This window comes from Streptomyces sp. NPDC098781 (genome assembly GCF_044759995.1).
Lineage (GTDB): Bacteria > Actinomycetota > Actinomycetes > Streptomycetales > Streptomycetaceae > Streptomyces.
Genome location: NZ_JBIWAK010000003.1, coordinates 467,605 through 492,095 on the forward strand (window position 1 = coordinate 467,605; position 24,491 = coordinate 492,095).

A 24,491-nucleotide genomic window follows, 5' to 3' on the forward strand; every position below is an offset into this window, starting at 1 on the left:
GTCGGGGCCGGGGCCGTCGGCGTCACGGCCAAGACTGTGGCGCGCGGCCGGAACCCTGTCAATATTAATTACTAATTTAAAGAAAGACGGGCACGGCCCTCACCGTCGGCAGCCCGGCCGTGCCCCGCATTCAGAAACGGCGTCGCTGAATCCGATGAAAAGGATGCGTTGGACGCCAGAATCACTCAGGAGCACAGTGAGCACGTCCCTCACCAGGGACCGAACCACCCCGACCGCACCCTTCGGAGAAACACTCGATGAACCACGTCGCGGATCCCGAGCGCTACGACGGCACCATGCGATACCGGCGCACCGGCCGCTCAGGACTCGACCTGCCCGTGCTGTCCCTGGGGTACTGGCACAACTTCGGTGACGACAAGCCCTTCGAGACGCAGCGCGAGATCGCCCTGCGCGCCTTCGACCTGGGCATCACCCACCACGACCTGGCCAACAACTACGGCCCGCCCTACGGCTCGGCGGAGATCAACTTCGGCCGGCTGCTGAAGCAGGACCTCGCGCCCTACCGGGACGAGCTGGTGGTCTCCACCAAGGCCGGCTGGGACATGTGGCCCGGCCCCTACGGCCAGGGCGGCGGCTCCCGCAAGTACGTGCTGGCCTCGCTGGACCAGTCGCTGCGGCGGACGGGCCTCGACTACGTGGATATCTTCTACTCCCACCGGCTCGACGCCACCACGCCGCTGGAAGAGACGATGGGCGCGCTCGACACCGCCGTCCGTCAGGGCAAGGCACTGTACGTCGGCATCTCCTCCTACGACGCCGAGCGCTCCCGGCAGGCGGCCGAGATCCTGCGTGAGCTGGGCACGCCGCTGCTGATCCACCAGCCGTCGTACAGCATGCTCAACCGCTGGATCGAGAACGAGGGCCTGCTGGACGTGGCCGGGCAGGAAGGCTTCGGCGTGATCGGGTTCACCGCGCTCGCCCAGGGCCTGCTGACCGGGCGCTACCTGGACGGCGTTCCCGAGGGTTCGCGTGCCACGCAGGGCAAGTCGTTCGACGAGACATGGCTGTCGGAGGACATGCTGCGCAGGCTGCGCGCGCTCAACGACATCGCCGCCCGGCGCGGGCAGAGCCTCGCCCAGATGGCGCTGGCCTGGGCGCTGCGCGACCCGCGCGTGACCTCGCTGGTGATCGGCGCCTCGCGCACCGAGCAGCTGGAGCAGAACGTGGCCGCCCTGGAGAACCTCGACTTCACCGACGAGGAACTCGCCGAGATCGACAAGTACGCCACCGACGGTGGCGTCGACCTGTGGCAGTCGGCCAGGACCGGCAACCTCGGCTGAACACCGGCCGAACGGCCTTCGAGCACTCCGGGAGCCGGTACGGCACCCGGAGTGCGGCCTTTTCCGCACTTTGGTATGGACCTGACACGCCGACCTGGCTATGCTCTGCCCGACCCTGAATGAGAGCGCTCTCAGCTTGTGGTTGTTCCACCCCACCTTGTTGGAACGACGAAGGGCAACTCCCTTGAGACGCACCAGACTCATGTACGCCGGCCTCGCCGCGCTCATGGTCCTCGGCGGCTGGACCGCGGGCGGCACCGGACAGGCCTCGGCGGACGACTCACCCAAGGCGACCGAGCCCGCGTCGGCCGGTCTGCTCCAGGCGATGCAGCGCGACCTCGGCCTGACCAAGGAGCGCGCCGAGGCACGGCTGGCGGCGGAACGCACCGCCATGGACCTCGCGCCGAAGGCACGCGAGGCGGCCGGATCCGCCTACGGCGGCTCCTGGTTCGACGCGAAGAGCGAGCGGCTCACCGTGGCCGTCACCTCGGACGCCGCCGCCGGCACCGTACGGAACCTCCGGGCCACCGGAGTGAGCGTGCGCACCGTGGAGCACAGCGCGCGCGAGCTCGACGCGGCGAAGGCGCGCATCGACCGCCTCACCGCACCGGCGGGCGTGAGCAGTTGGCACGTGGATCCGACGGCGAACACCGTCGTCGTGAACGTGGTCCGCGCCCAGCAGGCTGACAACGATGTCCGCCGGTTCGTCTCCCGTGCCCGCGCGGCGGGACCCGTCACCGTCGAGACGGTCGGCGCCGCCCCGCGCACCTTCGCCGCGGGCACGGTCGGCGGTGACCCCTACTACACCGGCAACGTCCGCTGCTCCATAGGCTTCTCGGTGCACGGCGGCTTCATCACCGCGGGCCACTGCGGCCAGGCGGGAGCCGGCGTCCGGGGCTGGGACGGCAGCTATGTCGGCACCTTCCAGGGCTCCTCGTTCCCGGACAACGACTACGCGTGGGTGAGCGTCGGCAGCGGCTGGTGGACGGTACCGGTCGTCCTCGGCTGGGGCACGGTCCCCGACCGTCTGGTGCGCGGCTCGGCCGAGGCACCCGTCGGCGCGTCCGTCTGCCGGTCCGGCTCCACGACGCACTGGCACTGCGGCACGGTCCTGGCGAAGAACGAGACGGTCAACTACAGCCAGGGCGCGGTGCACCAGATGACGAAGACCAGCGTATGCGCCGAGCCGGGCGACTCCGGGGGCTCCTTCATCAGCGGTGAGCAGGCGCAGGGCGTCACCTCGGGTGGCTGGGGCAACTGCTCCGGCGGCGGGGAGACCTGGTTCCAGCCCGTCAACGAGATACTCAACCGCTACGGGCTGACCCTGCACACGGCCTGACCCGGGGGGTGCCAGGGGGCGGTCCGGACAGTCTCCGGCGCCGGGCCGCCCCTTCGCACGAGCCGCCGCGCGTTCGCCGGTGTCCGTGCGGCAGGATGAGCGGCATGAGCGTAGTCAAGATCAACGTACTGAGCGTGCCGGACGAGCAGCGCGAGACGCTGGAGAAGCGGTTCGCCTCGCGTGCGCACGCGGTGGAGAGCTCCGACGGGTTCGAGTGGTTCGAACTGCTGCGGCCGGTCGAGGGCACCGACACCTACCTCGTGTACACGCGCTGGCGCGACGAGGAGTCCTTCCAGGCCTGGATGGAGGGTCCCATGAAGGCGGCCCACCAGGGCGGCGGCGAGGGCGGCGGCGAGCGTCCCAAGCCGGCGGCGAGCGGGTCCACCCTGTGGTCGTTCGAGGTCGTGCAGCAGGCGGGGCCGAAGAGCTAGGCCCTGTCAGCGGTGAGCGGCGGGAGCCCGGCCCCGTCGCTCACTCGGTGCCGACGCGACGCGTCCGGGCCACTGCCGCCAGGACGAAGGTGACGCTGATCAGCAGGGACCAGGCGCCGAACTTCTCCACCCCGACCGGCTGCCAGCCGTCCAGCTGGTACGGGTAGCGCCAGGCGCCCACGTAGGTGGCGAGGTTCTCCGCGATCCAGAGGAAGAACCCGATCAGGACGAACGACAGCGCGAGCGGCATGCGCAGGCGTGCGCCACGCACCTTGAACCGCACCGACGTGCCGGCGGTGACGGCGAGCAGCAGGCCCGCCAGCGGCCAGCGGGCGTCGGGGAGCCAGTGGTGGCTGAAGAAGTTGACGTAGATGGCGGCGGCGACCACGGCCGTCGAGCGCGGCCGGTAGCGGACCAGTTCGAGGTCGAACAGGCGCCAGGCGCGGCAGACGTAACTGCCGACGGCGGCGTAGAGAAAGCCGCCGTACAGCGGGACGCCCGCGAACTTCAGTACGGCCGGCTCCGGATAGCTCCATGAGCCGAGCGACACCTTCACCAGCTCGAAGGCCAGTCCGATGACATGGCAGACCGCGATGACGGCTATGTCCCGCCCGTTCTCCCAGCCGCGCAGCCAGAACAGCAGCGTCAGCAGCACGCCGTACACGACGAGCAGGTCGTAGCGGGCCACGGGGAGGCCGGGCAGCAGGGTGGACGCCGCCACGCCGGACATCAGGGCGATGGCGAACGCGCAGGACCGGGTCTGGAGCCACGCGAAGTCGAGCAGCCGACGCCACGAGGCTGCCAGGAGGCCGGTGAGGCTGGCGGTGTACATGATCCCAAGGACGAGTGCTCGGCCCTGTCGGTTGCGCGCGGGATCACCGCGCCTCAGCCGGCCGGTCAGTACCAGTTCGTGCTCGTCAGAACGTGACCGTCGCAGGTCAGCACGGCGCGTGAGACGCGGCCGCTGAGGTTGTTGCCGATCATCGTGTAGGCGTAGTCGATGCCCGGGTCGACGGTCTCCGAGACCCAGCCGTCGGCGCGTGCGGCCCCCGAGTCCGAGCGCTCCAGGAGGGCGGCGCAGTTGGCGCGGGAGTTCTCGATGCGGGCGAAGGAACCGCACCGGTCGGAGTAGAAGTACTTCAGGGCCATCCCGTCGGCGGTCCTGGTCGGCCCGACCTGCCGGAAGGTGCCGGTGCAGCCGCCGACGGTCGGGTACTGGCCCTCGAATCCGTAGGCGCCGTAGTTGCCGCCCGAGAACGGCTGGGCCTGGGCGGTGGTCAGCGGTGTGAGCGCCAGCAGCGCGGCGGCGCCCGAGGCGGCCAGCAGGGTCTGGAGCGATCGGCGGCGCATGAGAACCCTCTTTCGTGGGGTGTGGAGTCCTGGTCCGCGGTGCGCCTGCCGTCGTCCGGTCGGGGCACCGCGTGTCGTCAGGACCGTACGGTCGGCGCCGGACAAGCGGTACCTGAGAAGTGTGAGGGTCCCTTCGGGCGCCGCTGTCCCTAGGGTTCCGAACGTCGGCCAAGCGCCGCGCAATCGACCCGTCGGACCAGGGGGAAACCACATGTCCACTCGCACCATCGCCAGGGCGGCGCTCGTCGGCGCCGGCGCGCTCGCTCTGCTGGGACCGCTCACGGCCGCCACCGCCGTGGCGGCCTCCGACGCCGGCCAGGGCGGAGCCCGCATCATGGCCGCGCCGTACGCCGTCGTGCCGTACGAGACGGTCAACGTCCGCTCCGGCCCGGCGCGTTCGTACGACAAGGTCGGCAGCGTCACCGCGGGCCAGCCGCGGGGCGCGTACTGCTGGGTGCGCGGCGAGACCATCAGCGACCACGGCATCACGAACAACGTGTGGGTCAAGCTCGTCGAGGGCTATGTGAGCGCCGTCTACCTCAAGGGCGACGAGTACGGCGACCTGCCCGCCGGCGCGACCTGCTGACGACCCGTCTTCCTCAGGAACCGACCCATCTTCTTCCCGGCAGACCGGCCCATCTTCTTCACCACAGGGGGACACATGAAGACAGCACTGCGCCGATGCGCCACCGCCCTCGCGGTGGCCACCCTCTCGGTCGGCACCCTCGCCGTCACCGCCGAGGCCGCGCCCACGGCCGACCGCCCCGCCGTCGCGGCGGCGAACAACGGCGACCCGACCCTGACCGACGTCTACATCTGGGCGACCGACGTCAATCTGCGCAGCCGGCCGACCAGCGAGTCGCCGCGGCTCGCGGTGCGTTCGCAGTACTGGCTGGACGCGGTGTGCCAGACGCAGGGGCAGTTCGTCCATGACCCCGCCGTCGGCAGCAACAACTGGTGGACCGCGGTGCAGGAGTTCGCCGGCAGCGACATCGCCTGGGTGAACAACCTGTACATCCGGGGCGGCGAGAAGATCGCCGGAGTGCCGGACTGCTGACGGTCCGGCTCGGGGGAGGAAAGGGCGGCCGCGAAAATCCGTTGCGGCCGCCCTTTCCTCCCCCGGACCCTGAGCCCATGCCCTACGCCCTTCGTCCAGCCCGGCTCGCCGACGCGCCCGCGGTCACCGAACTGCTCAACGAGGTCGACCGGATCGAGATAGGCAGGCCCGAGACCGACCTGCACACCGTCGAGGCCGATCTGAAGCGGCCCGACATCGCTCTGGACCGCGACTCGTGGCTGGCCTTCGACGGCGACCGCGTGGTGGCGTACGGCCTGCTGTGGGACGAGTCGGGCGGCGAGCGCGTCGACGTCGACCACTATGTGCTCCCCGACCACCAGCGGGCCGGGGAGCTGATTCTTGACGCGCTGGAGATCCGGGCCCTGGACAAGGCCCACGCGAACGGCGCGGCGAGGGCGGTGGTGCATCTGCACCTCAACACCGAGCCGACGCTCGACACAGGGCTGATCGCGAAGCGGGGCTGGCACGTCGTACGGCGCTATCACGTGCTCCGACGCCCGCTCGACGCCGCCACGGACCACGCACCCGGGCTACCGGCCGGCGTACGGGTGCGTCCGTGCGCCGAGGAGGCCGACCGGGCGCGGGTGCACGCGCTGTACCAGTCGAGCTTCGCCGCGCATTTCGACTTCCAGCCGCGTACCTACGACCAGTGGCTGGACGACGTCGACGCGGACGCCCTCGACTGGTCCCTGGTGTGGATCGCCGGCACCGAGGACCTGGGGGACGCCGGGTTCCTCATCGCGCGCGACGACCGTGCGGCCATGGGCTGGATCCGCAGCGTCGGCGTCCTGAGCGAGGCCCGGGGTTCCGGTCTCGGCGGACTGCTGCTGCGGCACGCGTTCGCCGCGTTCGCCGCCCGTGGCCGCGACACCGTGGGACTCGGCGTGGACACCGCCAACCCGACGGGAGCTCCGGCGCTGTACGCCCGGCACGGGATGGCCGTCCACTACGCCGTGGACACCTGGGAGACGGTCCTCCTCTGACCTGCCCCGGTCAGCGTTGCTCGGCGTTGCGCCGCACGCTGTTTCGCCGGGCGTTGTTGTAGAGACGCAGCAGGTGCTTGGCGACCGGGCACGGGACGGTGTCGACGTGGCACTGCCGGCAGGTCCGCATGTGGTGCTCGTAGTCGATGCGTGCCTGCTCCAGTGCATCACCTTGAGTCGACATGGAAGTCCTCCGAGTTGGCGGCGAAACGGGCCGAAGTGGGGCATTCAGGTGCCGAAGTGACTGCTCGGTAACCCTGGAGAAAGTTGACCACGTTACTCGCGGTAGTCAAAAGTCGCACCCCCTGACCGCCCCGCGAGCCCCCTCGCGCACCACCCCCGGTCGAAAAAACGCGTGGACGCCTCGACCGCGAGCACGGGACACTGCGTATTCGGATCGATACGGAACGTAGTCACTCAGGAGGGTGGGATGGAAACGCCTGAGCCCCGCAGGGTTCTGCCGGGCAGACGCTCCGTGCTTCTCGCACTTCGTTACTACGGCCGGGAGTTGGCCAGGCTGCGGTGGGTGACGGTGCCCGCCATGCTGCTGTCGGCGTTGGGCAACATCGGAATCAACTACGTCGCGCCGCTGATCGTCGCCAAGCTCGTGGGTGACATCGCGGGCGACAAGGACGTCACCGTCGCCTCGACCCTGCCGTACGTCGTCGGCTTCGTCGGTGTCCTCCTGCTCGCGGAGACGCTGTGGCGCATCGCACTGCACTGTCTGAACCGTCTGGACGCCCTGGGCGTCGAGCATCTCTACGTGATCGGGATGGACGAACTGTTCGCGAAGGACGCCACGTTCTTCCACGACAACTTCGCCGGATCACTGACCAAGCGCGTCCTGAGCTTCGCCTCCCGCTACGAGGACTTCGTCGACACCCTGACCTTCCAGATCGTCGGCAGCTTCGTGCCACTGGCGTTCGGTGCGGTGGTGCTGTGGCGCTACGACCCGCTGCTGGTCGTGGGGCTCCTGGCGATGGTCGCGATCACCGCGCTGTGCGTGGTGCCGCTCATCCGGCGCCGGCAGGCACTGGTCGACCAGCGTGAGGAGGCCATGGCGCGGATGTCGGGGCATGTCGCCGACAGCCTGATGAACATGGACACCGTGCGGGCGTTCGCCGCCGAGGAGGGCGAGGCCGCCGAACACCGCGCCCGGGTCGCGGAGTCGCGGCGGCTCATGCTGCGGTCGTGGGACTACGGCAATCTGCGCATCGACACCCTCGTCGCGCCGATGTCGGTACTGACCAGCGCGTTGGGGCTGCTGCTCGCGGTCACGCTCGGCGGGGGCGGGCACGGGGTGGAGGCGATCGTGGTCGCGTTCACGTACTACACCAACGCGACGCGGATCATGTTCGAGTTCAACCAGATCTACCGTCGGCTGGAGAGTTCCATGACGGAGGCGGCGCAGTTCACCGAGCTGCTGCTGACGCCGCCCACCGTACTGGATCCGCCGGTGCCGGAGCCCCTGCTGCCCGCGCCCGCCGATGTCCGCTTCGAGAAGGTGAACTTCGCCCACGCCGGCGGCCGGCCGCTGTTCGAGGGCCTCGAACTCGACGTGCCCGCCGGCACGAAGGTCGGCCTCGTGGGCCGCTCCGGGGGCGGCAAGACCACGCTGACCCGGCTGCTGCTGCGGATGACCGACATCGACGCCGGCCGGATCCTGGTCGGCGGTCAGGACATCAGCAGACTGCGCCAGGCCGACCTGCGCGGTCTGATGGCCTACGTGCCGCAGGACCCGGCGATGTTCCACCGGACGCTTCGGGACAACATCGCCTTCGCCCGGCCGGACGCCGGCGACGCCGAGATCCGCCGGGCGGCCGAGGCGGCCCATGTCACGGAGTTCGCCGACGCCCTGCCGGACGGATTCGACACCATGGTGGGCGAGCGCGGGATCAAGCTGTCCGGCGGCCAGCGCCAGCGGGTCGCCCTCGCCCGGGCGATTCTGCGGGACGCGCCGATCCTGCTGCTGGACGAGGCGACCAGTGCGCTGGACTCGGAGAGCGAGATCCTCGTCCAGGAAGCACTGTGGCGCCTCATGGACGGCAGGACCGCGCTCGTGGTGGCGCACCGTCTGAGCACGGTCGCCACCATGGACCGGCTCGTCGTCCTCGACCACGGCCGGATCGTCGAGCAGGGCACCCACGACGAACTGCTCGCCTCGGACGGCGCCTACGCGAAGCTGTGGCAGCACCAGTCGGGCGGCTTCCTCGACGAGAGCGCCGCGGAGGTGGAGTTGGAGCTGCCCTGAGCGGTTCCCGCCCTGCCGGGGGCCGCTCCCCCACGGCTCCCGCGCGCCGTGCTCGGCGCCGCTGCGGTCAACGAGTCGGTGGCCACCACTCGAACAGCAGCAGCGTCGCGTCGTCCCGCAGGCTGCCGGGCTGCGCGTCCAGGATCGAGTGGATCAGCCGGCGCAGGGTCTCCGGCGCCAGCTCGCCCGCGGCGGTGGCCCGGATGATGTAGTCGGTGAAGTGCTCCAGACCGAACAGGTCACCGTCCCGGGTACGGGACTCGGTGACCCCGTCGGTGTACAGCAGCACCCGGTCGCCGGGTTGCAGGGCGATCTCATGCGTCTGCCGCTCGCGCTCGGCCAGCATGGACGGCAGCCCCATCGGCGGGTCGGCCTCGCGTTCCATGGCGTCGACGAGCAGCCGCTGGTCCCGGATGATCAGCGGCGCGGGATGCCCGCAGTTGATCCAGCGCAGCACGCCGCTCGCCAGGTCCAGTTGGGCGAGGACCCCGGTGCAGAACTGCTCGGGCAGCCAGCGAGCCAGCGCGTCGTCCACGCTGTTCACCAGCTCCGGCAGATCGGCCCCGGTGCGCCGGGCGTTGCGGCAGGCGGCCAGGGAGACGGCGGTCGTCAGTCCGGACGCCAGGTTGTGGCCCATGGCGTCGAGGACGGCGGCGTGCAGGGTCGTCTCCGTGAGGGCGTGGTCGAAGGCGTCGCCGCCGAGTTCGTAGGCGGGCTCCAGTACGGCCGTGGACACGACGTGCGCCGTGCCGATCGTGCGGGGCGGCAGGAAGGCGCGCAGCATCTCGGCGGGCAGCCGCATGGGTTCGGTGCGGGTCCGCCGTACGAAGGAGTCCTTGTACGCCCGTTTGGACGTGATCATCATGGCCAGCAGCGCGGCGAGCGTCCGGCTGCGGCGCAGCGAGACCGGGGTGAGGGCCGGGGAGTGCACCGCGAGCACGCCGAGCCGCTCCGCGCCGTCCACCAGCGGGAGCCAGGCGGTCATGCCGCCGGCGTCGGCCTCCGCCACGCGCAGGGACTGGGTGCGGTACGTCCAGCCGGCGAGGGAGTCGTCGACCGGCATCGCGGAGGCCACGTCGGTCAGCGGGACGAGCTGACGCTGCTGGAGGTCGGCGAGGTAGACCACCGCCTGCTGCAACCCCAGGGCCTTGGAGCAGCGGGCCACCGCTGTGGTCAGGTCCAGCGCCGAGGTCTCCGGGTCGGCGAGGAACTCCTCCAGCAGACCGTCACCCGGCTCCGCCGTCACCACTGGTCTCCTCTCGTAGGGACCCGGGCCTCGGCGAGGCCGCGTCGTTCAGCAGTCTCACACCGTGGCCGGTGACCCGCCCGGCGGGGAAAGGAGGAGCCCTACGACGTTCGGCTCTCCTGGAACTCAGTTCTCCTGGAGCACGCAGAGAACGTTCCCGGAGGGGTCCGTGAACCACGCGATGGCAGCCGGGCCCGAGCCACCGACCCGGACGATGCCCTTCTCGTCGTGGTCGAACTCGGGGTACCGCTGGAAGGACACGCCGCGCCGCTCCAGTTCGGCGACGGCCGGCACGATGTCGTCCACGGGGAAGTTGAGGATGGTGAACGAGGCGGGGGTGTGCCCCTCCTTGGGGTACACGAAGACCGGCGCGCCGCTGCCGAGCTTGAGGACCAGCACCGTCATGTCTCCCTCCCCGGTCTCCTCCACCTCCAGGCCGAGGGTCTCGCCGTAGAAGCGGCGGGCCTCGCCGAGGTCGTCGACCGAGAAGCCGCTGAACGCCTGCGATTGTCCGAGCATGCCGTGTGTCTCCTTCGTGTGCCGGCCGTCCTGACGTCTCAGGGCACACCACGCACGGCAGGGGCCGGACGCACGCCACGCCTGCGGCATCCGGATGGTCGTGCGCCCTTCACCCGCAGGATGCGGTGCCCGGTCGGTCCTGGACGCAGCATTCGTTCCCGGCCGTGCCCCGGTCGGTGGTGTCGAGCCGGCAGAAGCAGGAGGCCTCGATCGGTACGTCGGCCATCGCGGTGGCGAGCCGCAGTTGCTGGGCCACCATCTGCGCCTCCCCGGTCCGGCCCAGCCGCGTCAGGCACTCGTGGAGGCCGTGCAGGGACCAGACGTTGTTCGGATGCTGCAAGGCACGCGGGAGGGAGCCGTCGAGGCCGAGGTCGGCGCGGTAGACCGCCTCGGCCTCCTCTACGTGGCCCTGTTCGAGGAGGAGGGCGCCGTAGGCATGCCGGGTGGGCTGCATCCAGCCCCACGGTTCGTCATAGGGGAGGTTGTCGTCCAGGTCGATGGAACGGCGCAGGGCGGCGAAGGCGGCGTCGTGGTCGCCCTTGCGGTACTCCAGCTCGCCGTCGAGCATCGCCGAGGCGATGGCGAGGATGTCGGCGCAGGTGTTGTTGAACAGCATGCGGGTCTCGGGGACCCGGGTGACCGCGTCCCGGAAGAGCAGCCGTTCCGCCTCCGCCTCCGGGACGCGGTGGGTGGAGGACAGGGCGACGCCGCGGGCGTAGTGCAGCATCGCCGTCGTCATGGCGTACAGCTCGGGGTCGGCGGGCAGCGGCAGGGCGAGGATGTCGTCCCAGCGGCCGAAGCGGATCAGCACGTGGACGCGCATGGCGACGAAGGCCTCCAGCCAGTCGGCCATCGGCGGGCTCGGCACCCGCAGCAGGTCCTCGGGGATGGACGCCTCCAGCTGTGCCGCGGTCTCCAGGGCGACCTCGGACCGGCCGAGGAACATCGCGCCGTAGATCTTGAAGTGGTAGTTGTGCGAGCGGTACAGGGTGTAGAAGTTCATCGCCCCGGCTCGGGCGTGGTACTTCTCGTCGGCCTCGATCGCCGCGGTGTTGTCGGAGACGACCCGCCGGTAGTCGCCGCAGAGCACCTCCAGGTGGGAGGGCATGTGGAGGAGGTGCCCGGCGTCCGGCACCAGTGCGCGCAGCCGGTCCGCCACGGACAGGGCCAGCTCCGGATTCGGGGACATCTCCATGAGGTGGATGTACATGTGGACCAGCCCCGGGTGGTCGCGTCCGGGGCCGGTGGCGAGGGCCCGGTCGAGGACGTCCTTGGCCTCCAGGGTCCGTGCGCCTTCGGCCGGCTCGCCGGTCCTGAGGTCCCACAGCTGCCAGGGCGTGAGGTTCATCAGAGCGTCGGCGTACAGGGTGGCGACGTCCAGGTCGTCGGGGGCGAGGTCGTAGACCGCGCGCATGCTGTCGGCGTAGGGGGCGTTCCAGACCGAGCAGTCCTCCACCGCCTTGGCCTGCGGATAGCGGGCGCGCAGCGCGCCGATCAGTGCCTGTTCGACGGGGGTGCCGGTCGCCGCCTTCTCATGGGCCAGCTCCACGGCGGCGTGGGTGCGGTCCACGGTGTGGGCGAGGTCCTGGTCGTCGAAGAACTCCCAGGGTTTGTTGTAGTTCGGGCCGAGCGCGTAGGCGATGCCCCAGTGGGCCATGGCGCAGTCCGGGTCGGCCTCGGCCGCGGCCTCGAAGCAGGCGACGGCCTCCTCGTGATGGAAGGCGTACGTCCATGCCAGGCCCCGGTCGAACCAGAGCTGGGCCTGGGCGGAGGAGGTGGTGACGGGGCGGGTGTGGGTACCGAGGTCGTAGTACTCCATGCGTCTGCTCTCCTGCCTGGGCCGTGCCCACCGGATCGTGACCGAGTCCTTCTGCCAGCATCCGCCCGGCCGGCGGTCGGTGGTGTTCGGTGTTCTCCTCTGTTCCCACCGAACTCGCCGCACCGAACTGTCAGCAGCGACAACGGGCCGAGGGGCGGCTCGGTTTCGGGTCCTCCTGATGGACGAGGGTCGGTCGAAGTCATCTGTTTCGCGCCGCCCAGGTGCGGGCGAGGTGTGTCGTGGCGCATTCTTGCTGTGTCGCGGGCGTGAGGGCGTACGGACGAGGTAGGGCCGATGACGGTGAGCGCCGAAGGCGCAGAGCGGACGCCCGGCGGGCTGGCGGCGCTGCTGATCGACGCCTCGGCGGAAGCGATCAGCGCGGCGGCCGGCCACGCGGGAGGGGTCTATCTGCGCTCGGGCACGCCCGGACTGCTCCGTCTGGCGGTGCTGGAGGGGTTGCCGGGGCCACTGTTCCGGCCGTGGTGGCGGCTCCATGTGGACCGGCCGTTCCCGGTCGCGGACGCCTTTCGGCTGGGGGTCGAGGTGGTGCTGCCGAACGCGACCGAGACCATGCGCCGCTATCCGCAGTTCGCGGCCGGTCTGCCGTTCCAGTTCGGATCCCTGTACGTCCCCGTGACCTGTGGATCGTCGGTCTTCGGTGTGCTGACCGTGCTGCGGCCCTCGGCGTCGGACGCCACGGAGCTGCTGCCCGTGCGTGAGCGCATGGCGCAGGTGGCGAAAGAGCTGGGTTCGGCGCTGCGGATCCTGGAGGACGCGCAGGCGCCCGGAGTGCTGTGGGACGCCGGGCCTCTGAGCGTCCGGCCGCCTGCCCGGCGTCGGCCCTCCGGCTACCTCGGCCGGTTCGCCTGGGACCCGGTGTCGGGTGTGGTGCGCGCGGAGGAACGGCTGAATGTCGCGCTCGGCACGGTCCCGGGTGAGGCCCATGACAACGTGGCGGCGTTCGCGCGGGCCGTCGCACCGGGCGACTCGGACCGCATCCTGGCCGCGCTGCGGGAGGCAGCCGGTGGCCGCCCGCCGGCTCTGCCGCTGTACGTGCGCGCGGCCAACGGGGCGCTGCGGCTGGTCGAGGTCTGGGGGCCGTACGACGACGCCGTTCCGTTCGGGACGGCGCCGGTGCGCGGTGTCGTCCTCGATCCGGGGGAGAGCGCGGTGGCCGACGTGGCGGCCGATCTGCTGCCGGACGGGGTGTTCTGCCTGGACCGGCTGGGCGCGGTCGTCTACGCCAATCCGCACGCGGCACGGCTGCTGCGCCGCTCTCGTACGGAGCTGCTCGGCCGGACCCTGTGGGAGACCGTGCCGTGGCTGAACCAACCCGCCGTCGAGGACCATCTGCGGGTGGCGCTGCTGTCGCCCGAGCCGGTGCACTTCCACATCCTCCGGCCGTCCGCCCAAAAGCACGATCCGTCCAGCAGCCCGTTCGGGGGCGACTGGCTCCAGCTCTCCCTGTATCCCGGCCCCGACCTGCTGACCTGCATGATCCGGCCGGGGCACGGGGTGGCGGAGCGGGCGTCCGACCTGCCCGACGCGCAGGTCCTGGCGGAGCCGGCCGGCGCGTCCTCGCTCGCTCCGCTGTACCGGCCGATCGTCCTGGCCATCGCGCTCACCGAGGCGGTCACCCCCCGGCAGGTGTCCGCCGTCGTGATGCGCGAGCTGCTGCCCGCGTTCGGCGGCCGGCGGCTGGCCATCTACCTGCTCCAGGAGCGGCATCTCCACCTGGCGTGGGAGACGGGCTTCCCCAAGGGGTTCCTCGCCCCGTTCGAGGGTGTGGGGCTGGACGAGGGCCTGCCGGGGGTGGAGACGCTGACCACCGGGCGCCCGCTGTTCTTCGACTCGATGCAGCAGCTGTCCGACGCCTATCCGGGCATCGCGCTGGACGCGACCGAGGGTGCCCGTGCCTTCCTGCCGCTGATCGCCTCCGGGCGCCCCGTCGGCTCCTGCATCCTCGGCTTCGACCGGCCGCGCAGCTTCAGCAGCGAGGAACGCGCCGTGCTCACCGCCATGGCCGGACTGATCGCGCACGCCCTGGAGAAGGCGCAGCGCTACGAGAGCGAGGCCGCGCTGGCCCGCGGGCTCCAGCAGGCCCTGCTCCCCCGGCGGCTGTCCGAGCACCCGCTGCTGGAGACCGCCGGGCGGTATCTGCCGGGCACCCAGGGCATGGAGGTGGGCGGCGACTGGTACGACGTGGTGCCGTCCGGGGACGGGCTGGCCCTGGTCATCGGTGATGTGCAGGGGCACGGTGTGCAGGCGGCGGCCACCATGGGCCAGCTGCGCAGCGCGGTGCGGGCCTTCGCCCTCGGCGACCGGCCGCCCGACGAGGTCATGAGCGGCACCAACCACCTGCTCATCGACCTGGACACGGGTCTGTTCGCGAGCTGCTGCTACATCCGGCTGGACCCCGCGACCGGCGTCGCCCAGGCGGCCGTGGCGGGGCACCCGCGCCCGCTGCTGCGCCGTCGCGACGGCCGTACGCGTCTGGTGGACCTGCCGGGCGGGGTCGTGCTCGGCGTGGACCAGCAGGCCCAGTACCCGGTGGCGGAGCTGCTGATGGAGCCCGGCGCCGTGCTGGCGCTGTACACGGACGGGCTGGTCGAACGGCCCGGTGTGGACATCGACGACGGCATCAGCGCGCTGCGGGTGGCGCTGGCCAAGGCCGGTACCCCGGGTGCCGGTTCCCTGGCGAGCGTCGCCGACCGGCTCACCGCGACGGCCCGGCACATGACGGACCGCCCCGACGACATCGCCCTGCTGCTGGCGACCCGGCGGTCCACCCCGCTGCGCGGGAAGTGAGGATGCGTGAGGCCGGCGTAACCCCGTCCGGAGGACGGAAGTTGCCCGGATTCCACCGATCACCGCGGTGATCGAAGTGTGAGAGTGGAAACAGCTGCTGTCACGGTGTGTGACGTCTCTCGCCTCCGGGGGCCCGGCAGTGTAGACATGGGCACATGGTCCGACTATCGGGTCGATCCGGGGCCCGGTCGGCCCGTCGTCCCCGCGGTCTGCGCACCTGGCGTGCGCCCGACCGCGGTGCTGTCGTGCCCGAGCGGGGGGTGCCGCGCGATCCGGAGGGGCAGCACAAGGGTCCGCTCGGCTGGCTGCGGGCGGCGGTCGGCGGGCGCAGCGTCGCCGGGCAGGTGTTCCTGCTCCAGGTGGTGATCGTGCTGCTGCTGGTGGTCGCCGCCGTGGTGGCCCTGGTGCTTCAGGTGCGCTACGACTCCACCCAGGAGGCACGCAACCGTTCGGTGGCGGTGGCCGAGTCGTTCGCGAACGCGCCGGGCACCCGGGAGGCGCTGGCCAGTCCTGATCCGACGGCGGTGCTCCAGCCGCGGGCCGAGGCGGCGCGCGAGGCGACCGGCGTGGACTTCATCGTCGTGATGAACACCGACGGCATCCGCTACACCCACCCCAAGCCGGACCGTATCGGCAAGCACTTCGTCGGGAACCTGGAGCCCGCGCTGAACGGCGAGGTGGTGACCGAGCAGATCACCGGCACCATCGGCCCGCTGGTCCAGGCCGTGGTCCCGATCGAGGATCCCGACGGAAAGGTCGTCGGCCTGGTGTCGGCCGGGATCACGACCGACACCGTGGGCGGCACGGCCGACCGTCAGCTGCCCCTCGTACTGGCCGCCGCGGCGGCCGCGCTCGCCCTGTCCACGGCCGGCACCGCGCTGGTCAGCCGACGGCTGCTGCGGCAGACGCACGGCCTCGGGCCGGACGAGATGACCCGGATGTACGAGCATCACGACGCCGTCCTGCACGCCGTGCGGGAGGGCGTGCTCATCGTCGGCGACGAGGGCAGGCTGCTGCTCGCCAACGACGAGGCGCACCGCCTGCTCGACCTGCCCGAGGACGCCGAGGGACGCCGGGTGCTCGATCTCGGTCTCGCCCCCGACACCGCCGAGCTGCTGGACTCGGGCCGGATGGCGACGGACGAGGTGCACCTGGTCAAGGACCGGCTGCTGGCGGTCAACCAGCGCCCCACCCACCTCAGGGGCCGGCCCTCCGGCAGCGTCGCCACCCTGCGCGACTCGACCGAGCTGCGCGCTCTGTCCGGCCGTGCCGAGGAGGCCCGCGAGCGCCTCGACATGCTGTACGACGCCGGGGTGGGCATCGGCACCAGCCTGGACGTGACGCGCACCGCCGAGGAACTGGCGGAGCTGGCGGTGCCCCGCTTCGCGGACTACGCCACCGTCGACCTGTCCGACGCGGTGCTCGCGGGCGGGCAGCCGGAGGCGGTGACCCGGTTGCGGCGCACCGCGTGCAGCGGGATACGCAAGGACGCGCCGCTGTACCCGGTGGGCGAGGAGATCCGGTTCGTCGACACCTCGCCGCAGGCCCGCGCGCTGAACGACGGGCGGGCCGTCGTCGAGCCGCGGCTGGCCCAGGCGCCGGGCTGGCGTGCCCAGGACCTGGAGCGCTCGGCGCAGGTCGTGGAGTTCGGCATCCACTCGCTGATCGCGGTGCCGCTCCGGGCGGGGTCCCTGGTGCTGGGCGTGGTGAGCTTCTGGCGGTCCCGGCAGGCCGGTCCGTTCGACAGCGACGAGCTGGCGCTGGCGGAGGAGCTGGTGGCGCGGGCGGCGGTGTCCATCGACAACGCCCGGCGGTACACCCGCGAGCACAGCATGGCGGTGACGCTCCAGCGCAGCCTGCTGCCGCGCAGCCTGCCCGAGCAGAACGCGCTCGACATCGCCTACCGGTATCTGCCGGCGCAGGCCGGGGTGGGCGGCGACTGGTTCGACGTGCTGCCGCTGTCCGGCGCCCGGGTCGCGCTGGTCGTCGGGGACGTGGTCGGCCACGGGCTGCACGCGGCGGCCACGATGGGACGGCTGCGTACGGCCGTGCACAACTTCTCCGCGCTGGACCTGCCGCCCGACGAGCTGCTGGGGCTCCTCGACGAGTTGGTCGCCCGTATCGACCAGGACGAGGCCGGGGACGACGACAGTGCCGCGGTGACCGGCGCGACCTGTCTGTACGCGGTCTACGACCCGGTGTCCCGGCGCTGCTCGGTCGCCCGGGCCGGCCATCCGCCGCCGGCCGTGGTCCGGCCCGACGGCACCGTGGAGTTTCCCGATGTGCCCGCCGGTCCCCCGCTGGGTCTGGGCGGGCTGCCGTTCGAGACGGCGGAACTGGAGCTGGCCGAGGACAGCCGGCTGGTGCTGTACACGGACGGGCTGGTGGAGGACCGGGAGCGGGACATCGACGAGGGGCTGGAACTGCTGCGGGACGCGCTGGCCGGGGCCGGCCGTACGCCGGAGGAGACCTGCCAGGCGGTGCTGGAGGCCCGGCTGCCGGCCCGGCCGAGCGACGATGTCGCCCTGCTCGTGGCGCGGACGCGGGCGCTCGGGCCGAACCGGGTCGCCGAGTGGGAGGTGCCGTCGGATCCGGCGGCCGTGGCCCAGGTCCGTGCCGATGTGACGGGCACGCTGGAGAGCTGGGGCCTAGAGGAGCTGTCGTTCAGCACCGAGCTGATGCTGAGCGAGCTGGTGACCAACGCGATCCGGTACGGCGGCGAGCCGATCCGGGTGCGGATGCTGCGGGACCGGAGCCTGATCTGCGAGGTCTTCGACAGCAGCAGCACCTCGCCGCATCTGCGGTACGCGGCGATGACGGACGAGGGCGGGCGTGGCCTGTTCCTGGTCGCGCAGCTGGCCGAGCGCTGGGGGACGCGCTATCTGCCCGCGGGCAAGGTGATCTGGGCGGAGCAGCCGCTGCCGTAGCAGGCCCGGCTTGTAGATAGGTACGAACCTGTGCCGCGACCGGTGCCCTCTGCGCCCGGCTTCTGATAGGAAACCTTCCTATCAGTGTCACGTACGGCCAACTCCCCCCACCACCCATTGGAGCCGCCGTGAAGCACCACCCCCCGCACACCTCGCGCCGCACCCTTCTCGCCCTGATCGGCGCGTCGCTGGCGTCCGCACCCCTCCTGAACCCCTCCGGTGCCGCCGCGCGCCAGGCGGCGGTCGGACTCGACGACCCGGCGAAGAAGGAGATCGCCATGAAGCTGGTGTCGAGCGCGGAGAACTCCTCGCTCGACTGGAAGGCGCAGTACCAGTACATCGAGGACATCGGCGACGGCCGCGGCTACACCGCCGGCATCATCGGCTTCTGCTCCGGCACGGGCGACATGCTCGACCTGGTCGAGCTGTACGCCGAGCGCCGTCCCGGCAACGTCCTCGCCCCGTACCTGCCGGCGCTGCGCCGGGTCGACGGCACCGACTCGCACGAAGGGCTCGACCCGGACTACCCCCACGACTGGGTCCGCGCCGCGCAGGACGAGGCGTTCGAGCAGGCCCAGAACGACGAGCGCGACCGGGTGTACTTCGACCCGGCCGTCCGACAGGGCAAGGCCGACGGTCTGCGGGTGCTCGGCCAGTTCGCGTACTACGACGCCATCGTCATGCACGGCGACGGCACCGACCCCACCAGCTTCCGCAGCATCCGGGGGCGCGCCCTGGACCGGGCCCGGCCGCCGGCGCAGGGCGGCGACGAGGTGACGTACCTGAACGCGTTCCTGGACGCGCGGGTGTGGGCCATGAAGCAGGAGGAGGCCCACAGCGACACCAGCCGGGTCGACACGGCCCAGCGGGTCTTCCTGCGCAACGGCAACCTCGACCTGAATACGCCGCTCGACTGGAAGGTGTACGGGGACAGCTTCCACATCGACTGAGCGGCACCGCGGCGCCCCGCACCGCGGGGCGCCGCACCCCCGGCCACGGCCCATAAAGTAGCCTTATGGGCTCATAGGCTGGACCCGTGTACCGACTTAGGCTTGCCTTAGTTTAGGCTTCCCGTTCGAGTCGATCTATCGCCTCTCGAAGGGAACCTGATCATGCCCCGCCCTCTGCGGGTAGCCATTGTCGGAGCCGGCCCTGCCGGGATCTACGCCGCCGACGCGTTGCTCAAGTCCGACGTGGCCGCCGAACCCGGTGTCTCCATCGACCTGTTCGAGCGCATGCCTGCGCCGTTCGGGCTGATCCGGTACGGAGTCGCTCCCGACCACCCCCGCATCAAGGGCATCATCACGGCCCTCCACCAGGTGCTCGACAAGCCCCAGATCCGTCTCTTCGGCAACGTCGACTACCCGAACGACATCAGCCTGGACGACCTGCGCGCGTTCTACGACGCCGTGATCTTCTCGACGGGCGCGACGGCCGACCGCGAGCTGCGCATACCCGGCATCGACCTCGACGGCTCCTACGGCGCGGCCGACTTCGTCTCCTGGTACGACGGCCACCCGGACGTGCCGCGCACCTGGCCGCTGGAAGCGGAGAAGGTGGCCGTCCTCGGCGTCGGCAATGTCGCGCTCGACGTGGCCCGCATCCTCGCCAAGACGGCGGACGAGCTGCTGCCGACGGAGATCCCGCCGAACGTCCACGAGGGCCTGAAGGCCAACAAGGCGCTGGAGGTCCACGTCTTCGGCCGCCGCGGCCCGGCGCAGGCGAAGTTCTCCCCGATGGAGCTGCGGGAGCTGGACCACTCCCCCAACATCGAGGTCATCGTCGACCCCGAGGACATCGACTACGACGAGGGCTCGATCGAGACCCGGCGCGGCAACAAGCAGGCCGACATGGTCGCCAAGACCCTGGAGAACTGGGCGATCCGCGATGTCGGCGACCGCCCGCACAAATTGTTCCTGCACTTCTTCGAGTCGCCTTCGGAGATCCTCGGCGAGGACGGCAAGGTCGTCGGCCTGCGCACCGAGCGCACCGCTCTCGACGGCACCGGCAACGTCAAGGGCACCGGCGAGTTCAAGGACTGGGACGTCACCGCGGTCTACCGCGCGGTCGGCTACCTCTCCGACAAGCTCCCCAAGCTGCCCTGGGACATCGACTCGGGCACCGTCCCGGACGAGGGCGGCCGGGTCGTCCAGGAGTCCGGCGAGCACCTTCGGTCCACGTACGTCACGGGCTGGATCCGGCGCGGCCCGGTGGGCCTGATCGGTCACACCAAGGGCGATGCCAACGAGACGGTGTCGAACCTCCTGGACGACTTCGCGAACGGCCGTCTTCAGACGCCGGGTTCGCCCGAGCCGGAGGCCGTGGAGGCGTTCCTCGCCGAGCGCGAGATCCGGTTCACCACCTGGGAGGGCTGGTACAAGCTCGACGCCGCCGAGAAGGCGCTGGGCGAGCCGCAGGGCCGTGAGCGCGTGAAGCTCGTCGAGCGCGAGGACATGCTCCGGGAGAGCGGCGCGTAGCACTCCCGCGCGGGGCGTCCGGATCGAGGAGATCGACGCAGCACAGCCGAACGCAGCCGAGAGGGCCGGGGTCAACCCCCGGCCCTCTCGGCTTTCCCGCGTTTCGGTGAAGTCGGCGCAGCGTTCATGGTCCCTGGATACACTCCTGATCTTCACGGAAGCTCCACACAGGGGGGATGTTTCTCCATGCGTATACGCATCGTCATCACAACCGCCGTCGCCGCCGGCACGCTCGCCGCGCTCGGCGCCGCACCGGCCCAGGCCACCGAGTACTCGTCCGCGCTGAAGATCCGCGGCATCCAGTACGACGCGCCCGGCCGCGACTCGAACAACTGCCGGACCGGCAACACCGACGAGGAGTACCTGACGATCAAGAACTACTCGTCCCGCACGACGGTCAACCTCAAGGGCTACGTCGTCAAGGACAAGGCCGGCAACCGCTTCAAGTTCACCGCCAACCACAACCTGGAGCCCGGCGACTACGTGAAGCTCCGCGGCGGCAACGGCACCGACTCCGACCGGAACAACGTGGTCTACCGCGACAACTGCAACTTCATGTGGAACAACGACAAGGACTCGATCTACCTCTACAAGCCCACGGGCGCCGGAGCGGACTCGCACGCGTACACCAAGAGCGGCAACGACCGCGACGGCAACGGCTACATCGGCTACCACAACTGAGTGAGCCCTGGGGGGACGAGCAGGACCCGCCCCAATGCGGATGGTGGGCGGGTCCTGCTCACCGGGCCATTGTCGTGACGGGACATGGCGCGGACCACGAGTGAGCGGCGGTCGGCCGGTGCGGTCCGCGCACACCCCGTGTGCGGACCCCCGCCCCTGTCGAGATCCACCTGCGGAGACATACTGGTACGAGTACGTGCCCCCGCCCACAGATGGACTCATGCCAAGCTCCCCCAGCTCCCGCCCCATGACCCCTCCGACGGTGTGGTCGGCCCGCGGCCGCCACCTCGGGGCCGCCGCCCAGGACGTACTCCGGCTCAGTCTGCGACAGCTCAAGGACAGCCTGGCCATAGACGACTTCCTCGAGGTACCCGAGACCGAGGACGCCCGGGAGTCGGTCTTCGAGGCGCGTTGGCAAGTCGCCGGGACCGTGACCGTACGGGCCCGGCTGACCGTCGAGCACGATTCCGCCGGTGCGCAGGAGTGGGTGCTGGTCGCGGAGGCGGAGGCGCCGTGGGACCAGCGGTGGCCGTCGCCTGCCGCCATGTTCTGGCCGCAGGACCCGGACGCGGCCTGGGACCACGACACGGCCACCGGCCTGCGACTGCGCGACATCAACCCCCTGCCCGAGGACGACAAGGCCGTCCGGCGGGTCCTGCGGGAGGCCGCGGGTGACGGCTGGAGCATCCATGTCGTCGTCCACGAGGCCATGACCACCGACCAGCGCGGCCGCGCGCCGCTGGCCGGGATGCTGCCGCCCGGTCTGCGGCACCGGGTGGTCGAGCACCGTGCCGCGCCCAGTCAGCATCGGGTGGTGAACTGGGCCCTGCGCGAGCACGACGTACAGGTGCCGCGCGGCGGCGCGGTGGTGCTGCCCGGTCCCGGGGCGCCGTCCGGCTACGACGTCGACGACTTCTCCGTACGCAGTGTCTTCCTCGACGGCTCGGAGCCCGCCGAACTCATCCACGCCGTCACCCGCTTCGCCGCCCTGCCGCGCCCGCTGCCGGACGGCGCCGAGGAGGCGCTGACCGCGCTGCGCGAGGACTGGCGGCTGCTGACCCTCGAAGAGGAACTCGCCCGCGAACGCCGGCTGGTGGCGATGTACGCCGAGGCCCTGGAGGCGATGACGAAGTCCCGGGACCTGTACCGCGAGGCCGCCGAACAGGCCCATGCGGCGCTCACCGCCTACCGGGAGACCGCCGAAGCCGTACCCGAGCCCCGCCCCGAGCCGTCCGCCGAGGAACCGGCGTCGCCCCTCCAGCAGCTGACCCGAACCTTCGAACGCCTCAAGGGCACCGCCCGGACGCGCCGGGCCCCCGCCACGGCCACGGCCGCGGAGGAAGAGCCTCAGCCCTCCGACCGCTAGGCCCCGTCGTTTCCCGTCGTTTCCCGGCCGGGGCGAGCGAAAAGTACGGGAAACGACCGACCCGTGCACCCCGATGGCGTACGACCGCTGCGGAGGATGCCTGGGGTGGGGCTACTGCGTCGGTCGGGTGCGCTTCGGTGCGTGCTTCAGCTGCCCTCAAGGCCGGTCGAGCAGGTGACCGGGCTGTTTGTGCGTCTTCCGTCCTGACGGGTGAAGGGATGCGGCCGGGTGACCGCCGTCATGCAATGCGGACGACGCGAGCGGGCATTCGGTTAGCAGTGCGTGTGATACGCGACACCAGCAGGAGGAGGGTCAGTGGAGTCGACCACCACGGTGATCATCGTCGTCGTGGCCCTCGCGGCCGTCTTGCTCGCCGTGGCCGTCGGGGTGCTCGTGCGGCTCGTGCGGACACGGCGGCTGCTGCGCCGTTCGGGGCTGCCGACCGGGCCACGCTGGGTGTTCTGGGGCGCCGTCCTGTACTTCGTCCTGCCGGCCGATCTGCTGCCCGATCCGGTGTATCTGGACGACATCGGCGTGCTCTTGCTGGCACTGCGTACCCTGCGCCGCTCTCCCGAGGCGGGACCGCCGGACGCCGTTGATTACGGAAAGTAAGGAAACCAACCACGCGTTCGATTCGTTTAAGTAAGTGGAAACCGAAGGGCGTCGGCGGACCGAGGGCCGCGGCCGGGTGACCAGGCTCGACCGGAGCAGCACCTTGAGGGAGAGACGATGCAACCGTTCGCGCTCAACTATGCACGGCCGGCAGTGGAGTTGGAGGTCACCGCTCCGTACGCCTATGACTCCGGTATGCAGTTGAACGTGCTCCGTGACGGCCGCATAGCCGCCTGTGATCACGCCCTGTTGCGGGAGTTGGCGACCACTACATCCACGGCGGGCTCGAAGACTCACTTCGACGACTGAACGCGGGTCGGCGACGATGACCGTCTTGATTCTGACCAACGAAGAGGACGTGACCGCGGACATGGTGGTCGTGCACCTCAACGCGGCCGGCGTCCCGGTGTGCCGTCTCGATCCCGCCGACCTGACCGGCGGGGTCGCCCTGTCGGGAGAGTTCGTGCACGGCGCCTTCCGCGGCCATCTCTCGGCCGCGGGGCGCCTGGTGAGCATCGGCGGGCTGCGGTCGGTCTGGCTGCGCAGGCCGGGCCCGGCGGCGCGGCGCGCGGCCACCCCCTCGGCCTGGCTGACGGAGGAGGCCGGGCAGGCGCTGTACGGCATGCTGCGCGGCAGCGACGCCCGCTGGATGAACCACCCCGACGCGGCCCGCCGGGCCCGGCACAAGCCCTGGCAACTGCGGCTGGCCCAGCGCTGCGGCCTGCCTGTCCCGGCCACGTTGATCACCACGTTCCCGCAGGCGGCCCGGGAGTTCGCCGAGCGCTATCCGGACCTGGTGGTCAAGCCGGTGTCCGGCGCGCATCCGCAGGATCCGCCGCGTGCGGTGCCGACCAGCAGGGTGGCCCCGGACACGGACTTCTCCGCCGTGGCGTTCGGACCCACGCTGCTCCAACGCCGCGTCGCCAAGCGGGCCGACATCCGGCTCACCGCGGTCGGCGACCGGCTGCTGGCCGCCCGCAAGGCCACCGGCTGCGAGGCCGAGGTGGACGTCCGCTTCGCCGCGTCCGAGGAGCCGTGGCGTCCCGTGGAGGTCCCGCCACGCACCGCCGAAGCCGTCCTCGCCTATCTGCGGGACGCCGAACTCGCCTACGGGGCCTTCGACTTCGTCGAGGACGCCGACGGGACGTGGTGGTTCCTGGAGTGCAACCAGTCGGGACAGTTCGGCTTCGTCGAGGTGGACACGGGCCAGCCGATCGCCCGCACCATCGCCGAGTGGCTCGCCCGGCCCGTTCCCGGGCAGGAGTCCCACGTCAACGGCGCGAGCGCGAGGGCCCTTTGACCG

At 71.1% G+C, this 24,491-nt stretch carries 22 protein-coding genes; 16 read left to right on the top strand and 6 right to left on the bottom strand.

Annotated features, from left to right (window positions below):
* The first annotated feature begins 257 nt into the window (after positions 1–257).
* From mgrA to ACIQWG_RS13825, 3 genes are all read left to right on the top strand, one after another.
* Positions 258–1,301 (top strand): L-glyceraldehyde 3-phosphate reductase, encoded by a 1,044-nt coding sequence (mgrA, locus tag ACIQWG_RS13815; RefSeq protein WP_404094459.1) that lies wholly within the window; start codon positions 258–260, stop codon positions 1,299–1,301.
* Positions 1,302–1,485: 184 nt separating this feature from the next.
* Positions 1,486–2,640 carry a S1 family peptidase gene (locus tag ACIQWG_RS13820; RefSeq protein WP_404094461.1) on the top strand — a complete coding sequence of 385 codons (1,155 nt, stop codon included), beginning with the start codon at positions 1,486–1,488 and terminating at the stop codon, positions 2,638–2,640.
* A gap of 104 nt (positions 2,641–2,744) precedes the next feature.
* Positions 2,745–3,071, top strand: coding sequence for an antibiotic biosynthesis monooxygenase family protein (locus tag ACIQWG_RS13825; RefSeq protein ID WP_404094463.1), 327 nt, complete (start codon positions 2,745–2,747; stop codon positions 3,069–3,071).
* 40 nt (positions 3,072–3,111) lie between these two features.
* On the opposite strand, the gene ACIQWG_RS13830 is transcribed toward ACIQWG_RS13825, so the two are convergent.
* Both ACIQWG_RS13830 and ACIQWG_RS13835 read right to left on the bottom strand, forming a co-directional pair.
* Positions 3,112–3,903, bottom strand: a complete 792-nt coding sequence (locus tag ACIQWG_RS13830) for a DUF817 domain-containing protein (RefSeq protein WP_404094465.1) — start codon at positions 3,901–3,903, stop codon at positions 3,112–3,114.
* Between the two features lie 65 nt (positions 3,904–3,968).
* Positions 3,969–4,421 (bottom strand): hypothetical protein, encoded by a 453-nt coding sequence (locus tag ACIQWG_RS13835; RefSeq protein WP_404094467.1) that lies wholly within the window; start codon positions 4,419–4,421, stop codon positions 3,969–3,971.
* 211 nt (positions 4,422–4,632) lie between these two features.
* Between ACIQWG_RS13835 and ACIQWG_RS13840 the strand changes: the two genes are divergently transcribed.
* The 3 genes from ACIQWG_RS13840 (at position 4,633) to ACIQWG_RS13850 (ending at position 6,482) form a co-directional block, all read left to right on the top strand.
* On the top strand, positions 4,633–5,007 hold the full coding sequence (locus ACIQWG_RS13840; RefSeq protein WP_404094469.1) for an SH3 domain-containing protein: 375 nt from the start codon (positions 4,633–4,635) through the stop codon (positions 5,005–5,007).
* A gap of 75 nt (positions 5,008–5,082) precedes the next feature.
* Entirely contained in the window at positions 5,083–5,478 is a 396-nt protein-coding gene (locus ACIQWG_RS13845) for a peptidase M23 (protein ID WP_404094471.1), read from the top strand.
* A 77-nt stretch (positions 5,479–5,555) separates the two neighbouring features.
* Positions 5,556–6,482, top strand: coding sequence for a GNAT family N-acetyltransferase (locus ACIQWG_RS13850; RefSeq protein WP_404094473.1), 927 nt, complete (start codon positions 5,556–5,558; stop codon positions 6,480–6,482).
* Positions 6,483–6,492: 10 nt separating this feature from the next.
* Here ACIQWG_RS13850 and ACIQWG_RS13855 read toward each other — a convergent pair whose 3' ends face one another.
* The gene (locus ACIQWG_RS13855) at positions 6,493–6,666 is read right to left on the bottom strand and encodes a hypothetical protein (RefSeq protein WP_404094476.1); all 174 of its coding nucleotides are present in this window, start codon (positions 6,664–6,666) and stop codon (positions 6,493–6,495) included.
* A 246-nt stretch (positions 6,667–6,912) separates the two neighbouring features.
* Here ACIQWG_RS13855 and ACIQWG_RS13860 point away from each other — a divergent pair, with 246 nt between their 5' ends.
* Positions 6,913–8,733: an ABC transporter ATP-binding protein gene (locus ACIQWG_RS13860; RefSeq protein ID WP_404094479.1), complete on the top strand. Its 1,821-nt coding sequence runs from the start codon at positions 6,913–6,915 to the stop codon at positions 8,731–8,733.
* A gap of 67 nt (positions 8,734–8,800) precedes the next feature.
* Here the strand turns inward: ACIQWG_RS13860 and ACIQWG_RS13865 are convergent, their stop codons facing one another.
* The 3 genes from ACIQWG_RS13865 to ACIQWG_RS13875 form a co-directional block, all read right to left on the bottom strand.
* The gene (locus ACIQWG_RS13865) at positions 8,801–9,982 is read right to left on the bottom strand and encodes a PP2C family protein-serine/threonine phosphatase (RefSeq protein ID WP_404094481.1); all 1,182 of its coding nucleotides are present in this window, start codon (positions 9,980–9,982) and stop codon (positions 8,801–8,803) included.
* Positions 9,983–10,105: 123 nt separating this feature from the next.
* Positions 10,106–10,498, bottom strand: a complete 393-nt coding sequence (locus ACIQWG_RS13870; protein ID WP_404094483.1) for a VOC family protein — start codon at positions 10,496–10,498, stop codon at positions 10,106–10,108.
* Positions 10,499–10,607: 109 nt separating this feature from the next.
* Positions 10,608–12,317 carry a hypothetical protein gene (locus ACIQWG_RS13875; protein WP_404094486.1) on the bottom strand — a complete coding sequence of 570 codons (1,710 nt, stop codon included), beginning with the start codon at positions 12,315–12,317 and terminating at the stop codon, positions 10,608–10,610.
* Between the two features lie 294 nt (positions 12,318–12,611).
* On the opposite strand from ACIQWG_RS13875, the gene ACIQWG_RS13880 reads away from it, so the two are divergent.
* The 9 genes from ACIQWG_RS13880 to tgmB all read left to right on the top strand — a co-directional run bounded on the left by ACIQWG_RS13880 (position 12,612) and on the right by tgmB (position 24,488).
* Positions 12,612–15,125 (top strand): SpoIIE family protein phosphatase, encoded by a 2,514-nt coding sequence (locus ACIQWG_RS13880; RefSeq protein WP_404094489.1) that lies wholly within the window; start codon positions 12,612–12,614, stop codon positions 15,123–15,125.
* Positions 15,126–15,280: 155 nt separating this feature from the next.
* Positions 15,281–18,052, top strand: coding sequence for a SpoIIE family protein phosphatase (locus ACIQWG_RS13885; RefSeq protein WP_404094492.1), 2,772 nt, complete (start codon positions 15,281–15,283; stop codon positions 18,050–18,052).
* 128 nt (positions 18,053–18,180) lie between these two features.
* On the top strand, positions 18,181–19,002 hold the full coding sequence (locus tag ACIQWG_RS13890) for a chitosanase (RefSeq protein ID WP_404094495.1): 822 nt from the start codon (positions 18,181–18,183) through the stop codon (positions 19,000–19,002).
* A 162-nt stretch (positions 19,003–19,164) separates the two neighbouring features.
* Positions 19,165–20,529 (top strand): FAD-dependent oxidoreductase, encoded by a 1,365-nt coding sequence (locus tag ACIQWG_RS13895; RefSeq protein WP_404094497.1) that lies wholly within the window; start codon positions 19,165–19,167, stop codon positions 20,527–20,529.
* Between the two features lie 186 nt (positions 20,530–20,715).
* Positions 20,716–21,210, top strand: a complete 495-nt coding sequence (locus ACIQWG_RS13900) for a lamin tail domain-containing protein (protein WP_404094498.1) — start codon at positions 20,716–20,718, stop codon at positions 21,208–21,210.
* Between the two features lie 220 nt (positions 21,211–21,430).
* Complete coding sequence (locus tag ACIQWG_RS13905; RefSeq protein ID WP_404094500.1) at positions 21,431–22,576, top strand: hypothetical protein; 1,146 nt, start codon at positions 21,431–21,433, stop codon at positions 22,574–22,576.
* A gap of 315 nt (positions 22,577–22,891) precedes the next feature.
* On the top strand, positions 22,892–23,188 hold the full coding sequence (locus ACIQWG_RS13910) for a DUF1232 domain-containing protein (RefSeq protein WP_404094502.1): 297 nt from the start codon (positions 22,892–22,894) through the stop codon (positions 23,186–23,188).
* 117 nt (positions 23,189–23,305) lie between these two features.
* On the top strand, positions 23,306–23,497 hold the full coding sequence (gene tgmA, locus ACIQWG_RS13915) for a putative ATP-grasp-modified RiPP (protein WP_404094505.1): 192 nt from the start codon (positions 23,306–23,308) through the stop codon (positions 23,495–23,497).
* Positions 23,498–23,513: 16 nt separating this feature from the next.
* Positions 23,514–24,488: an ATP-grasp ribosomal peptide maturase gene (tgmB, locus tag ACIQWG_RS13920; protein ID WP_404094507.1), complete on the top strand. Its 975-nt coding sequence runs from the start codon at positions 23,514–23,516 to the stop codon at positions 24,486–24,488.
* The last annotated feature ends 3 nt before the right edge of the window (positions 24,489–24,491 follow it).